This window comes from Acidisoma sp. S159 (assembly GCF_009766125.1).
Lineage (GTDB): Bacteria > Pseudomonadota > Alphaproteobacteria > Acetobacterales > Acetobacteraceae > Acidisoma.
On sequence record NZ_LMUG01000067.1, the window covers coordinates 351,397 to 354,848 of the forward strand.

Consider the following 3,452-nt stretch of genomic DNA (forward strand, 5'->3'; position numbering starts at 1 on the left):
ATTCACGACGATTCTCTACCAGTCAGCGACTCTGGGGATTCCGGCGGTGGCGGTCGCGCTCCTCATGATCGGAGGGGAATTCGACCTAAGCGCCGGAGTTGCCGTCACCGCCTCATCCCTTGCCGCTGCCATTTTTACGACGGAGGTCTTTGGCAATGTGTGGATTGGTGTCCTTGCCGCTTTGGTCCTGTCATTGGGAATCGGTGCGCTCAACGGCTATCTGCTGGTCAAGACCAAGCTTCATAGCTTCCTGGTGACATTGTCGACATTCTTGATGCTTCAGGGGTTGAATATCGCTGTCACCAAGCTCCTGACGGGCAACGTCGCAACCGACGACATCTCCGGCATGACCGGCTTCAACTCGGCGCATGCCGTCTTTGCTTCCAGCCTGACAATCGGTGGCGTGACGATCAGCATCGCAATCATTTATTGGATTATCTTCGCGCTTCTCGGCACCTGGGTCCTGCTGCGCACCAAGGTTGGCAACTGGATCTTCGCAGTGGGCGGGCAGGGCGACAGTGCGCGCGCCGTCGGTATCCCGGTGAAGAAGGTCAAGATCGGCCTGTTCATGCTGGTTGGTCTTGCGGTCTGGTTCACCGGCATGCACATGCTCTTTGCCTATGACACCGTGCAATCGGGCGCCGGTATCGGCAACGAACTTCTATACATTGCGTCGGCGGTGGTCGGAGGTTGCCTATTGACCGGCGGCTACGGTTCAGCGATTGGCTCGGCTTTGGGCGCCTTTATTTTTGGCATGACGACGGAGGGCGTGATCTACGCCGACTGGGACCCCGACTGGTTTATGTTCTTCGTGGGCGCGATGCTGCTGCTGGCCACGGTCTTCAACGGCTGGCTGCGAACCCGTGCAAGCTCGAGGTAAATGACATGTCGAAGAGCAATTCAACACCCATCGTTCAGCTCAGCAATGTTGGCAAGAGCTATGGCAATTTCAGTGCCCTGAAGGATGTCAGCATATCCGTTCGCCAAGGCGAGGTGACCTGCATTCTCGGTGACAACGGAGCGGGTAAGTCCACGCTCATCAGCATTATCGCCGGGCTCCATGGTCACGACGAAGGCGTCTATGCTGTCGACGGTAGCCCCGTGCACTTTACCTCGCCTCGCCAAGCTCTCGATCTCGGGATCTCCGCCGTCTACCAGACCTTGGCGATGGTTCCCCTTATGTCGATCTGGCGGAATTTCTTCCTCGGTTCGGAAATGACCACCGGCACCTGGCCGTTTCGGCGCTTGGATGTCGCCGGGATGTGGGATAAGACAGACGTGGAACTCCGTCAGATGGGCATCAACGTGTCCGATCTAGAGCAGCCCGTCGGCACGCTTTCCGGCGGCCAGCGGCAGGTCGTCGCGATTGCTCGCGCCATTCACTTTGGCGCCCGCGTCTTGATCCTCGACGAACCGACGGCGGCGCTTGGCGTGACGCAATCGGGCATCGTGCTGCGCTACATCGCCCAGGCGGCGAGGGAGCAGGGGATCGGTGTGATTTTCATCACGCACAACCCGCATCACGCCTATATGGTCGGCGATCACTTCATGGTTCTGGCGCGCGGCGAGGTTGAGCTCGATGCCCCTCGTTCAGAACTTAGCCTGGACGATCTCATGTTCCATATGGCGGGTGGCGCAGGTCTCAACGCGCTGCAGCATGAGCTGCATCGTGGGGACGCCCGGGGTCCCACGCCGGTGAACTAACGCGGTTTGTCGTGAAGCCGTGCCAACGGCTTCATTGGCCGCACTGACACTCATCACTCAGCCGTTGCGGTTAGGACACCGCAACGGCGAATTTCAAAACGTTGGAGGGAATGACTATGGCTCCATCTGGTATTCCAGGCCTTCGGGGCACAGACCACGTCGGATTTACCGTGCCGGATCTTGAGGAGGCGGTTACCTTCTTTCGTGATGTCATTGGTTGCGAGATTTTTTATTCGCTTGGCGCGCAGGAGGATAGCAAGGGCACGCGTATGCGCGATAAACTCGGGGTCGACCCGAGGGCGCGTATCCGCGACATTCGCCTGGTGCGATGCAAAAATGGCGCGAACTTTGAGATCTTTCAATATGAGGCGGACGATCAGAACAAAACCCAGCCACGGAACAGCGACATCGGCGGACACCATCTTGCCTTCTACGTTGACGATATCGTGTCAGCCACGGACTACCTGCGCGAAAAGGGTGTGCGCATTTTTGGCGAACCAGAGTTCAAGACCGAAGGTCCTAGCGGCGGCGAGAACTGGGTCTACTTCATTACGCCCTGGGGAATGCAAATGGAACTAGTGAGCTATCCTAAGGGCAAGAGTTACGAAGCAGACTTCTCCGGCCGTCTTTGGGACCCGCGCGACAGTTGAACGCGGAGCGGCTTCGCAAGCCGCCTACTATCGTTCCGACTTTAAGCCTGCGCTGCCGCCGGTGTTCTGACGGCAGCGCAGGCTTAGGCCTGTCAGCTGGATCATAAGAGGAACAACTACCCTCTCCTGGTGCGTAGGTCGGCCTCAAACTGAGCCTCAGTACGCGCCGCGGATAAGCGCCATGATTCAAATCGTCCGGTGCGGGCCGTCGCTCGATAAGCGTCGCATGAACGGGTATTTAATTTGGAGTGAGTTCAGCTACCGATTTCGCTGGGCACGAAAGGGTCACCGTGAGACATCCTATCGCTCAAAATAGTGATGCCTCTAATGCTGCTCTTTGTGCTGATTGTTTTGGCTGTCATCTTTTCGGCGATGGTATCGGCTACGGCTATCGCGGCGGCCGCACTAGTTACGGCCACGGAGGCGTCGGCATTGGAACGATCCTGACTATCATCTTGATCGTGGTGCTTCTCAGCGGCCATCATTTCTAGGTTTCGTCAAGACGGCATTTCGACCTTCAGGCAGTGCGGTCACGTGACACGCCAAGCGCCGCCTGCGCGGCGGCCAGACGCGCAACCGGCACGCGGTATGGGCTGCAGGAAACATAGTCGAGCCCGACCTCCTGGCAGAAGGCGATCGAGGCCGGATCGCCGCCATGCTCGCCGCAAATGCCGAGCTTGAGCTTCGGTTTCGTCGCCCGCCCTTTCTCGACCGCGATCTGCACCAGCAGGCCGACGCCATCACGATCGAGCGAGACGAAGGGGTCCTTCTCAAAGATCCCGCTCTCGACATATTTCGGCAGGAACTTGCCGGCGTCGTCGCGCGAAAGCCCGAAAGCGGTCTGGGTCAGGTCGTTGGTGCCGAAGCTGAAGAAGTCGGCATCGATCGCGATGCGGTCGGCGAGCAAAGCTGCGCGCGGCAGCTCGATCATGGTGCCGACCTGCTACTCGATCCGCTGCCCGGCGGCGGCGAAGACCTGCTCGGCCATGCGATCGACCTGGGCGCGGGTGATCTCCAATTCGGACGTATCGACGCCGATCGCCTGCGCCACCTCGGCCAGCTCCTGCTCGCCATGCGGCAGGAATTCATGCAGCGGCG

At 59.1% G+C, this 3,452-nt stretch carries 4 protein-coding genes and 1 pseudogene; 3 read left to right on the forward strand and 2 right to left on the reverse strand.

The window, feature by feature from the left end:
• The 3 genes from GSQ92_RS24320 to GSQ92_RS24330 all read left to right on the forward strand — a co-directional run.
• Positions 1–880 (forward strand): ABC transporter permease (locus tag GSQ92_RS24320; protein ID WP_159014213.1); only part of this gene is annotated, 880 nt, incomplete at its 5' end.
• 5 nt (positions 881–885) lie between these two features.
• Entirely contained in the window at positions 886–1,704 is an 819-nt protein-coding gene (locus GSQ92_RS24325) for an ATP-binding cassette domain-containing protein (RefSeq protein ID WP_159014159.1), read from the forward strand.
• 116 nt (positions 1,705–1,820) lie between these two features.
• Positions 1,821–2,354 carry a VOC family protein gene (locus GSQ92_RS24330; protein ID WP_158805160.1) on the forward strand — a complete coding sequence of 178 codons (534 nt, stop codon included), beginning with the start codon at positions 1,821–1,823 and terminating at the stop codon, positions 2,352–2,354.
• 254 nt (positions 2,355–2,608) lie between these two features.
• Here GSQ92_RS24330 and GSQ92_RS24335 read toward each other — a convergent pair whose 3' ends face one another.
• Complete coding sequence (locus GSQ92_RS24335; protein WP_158805161.1) at positions 2,609–2,839, reverse strand: hypothetical protein; 231 nt, start codon at positions 2,837–2,839, stop codon at positions 2,609–2,611.
• 32 nt (positions 2,840–2,871) lie between these two features.
• A pseudogene (locus GSQ92_RS30410) lies at positions 2,872–3,452 on the reverse strand (putative PEP-binding protein); the annotation flags it as partial.

Coding starts and splice junctions, on each gene's coding strand:
- GSQ92_RS24335 (WP_158805161.1), bottom strand. CDS start 2,839: ATGATGGCCGCTGAGAAGCACCACGATCAAGATGATAGTCAGGATCGT.
- GSQ92_RS24325 (WP_159014159.1), top strand. CDS start 886: ATGTCGAAGAGCAATTCAACACCCATCGTTCAGCTCAGCAATGTTGGC.
- GSQ92_RS24330 (WP_158805160.1), top strand. CDS start 1,821: ATGGCTCCATCTGGTATTCCAGGCCTTCGGGGCACAGACCACGTCGGA.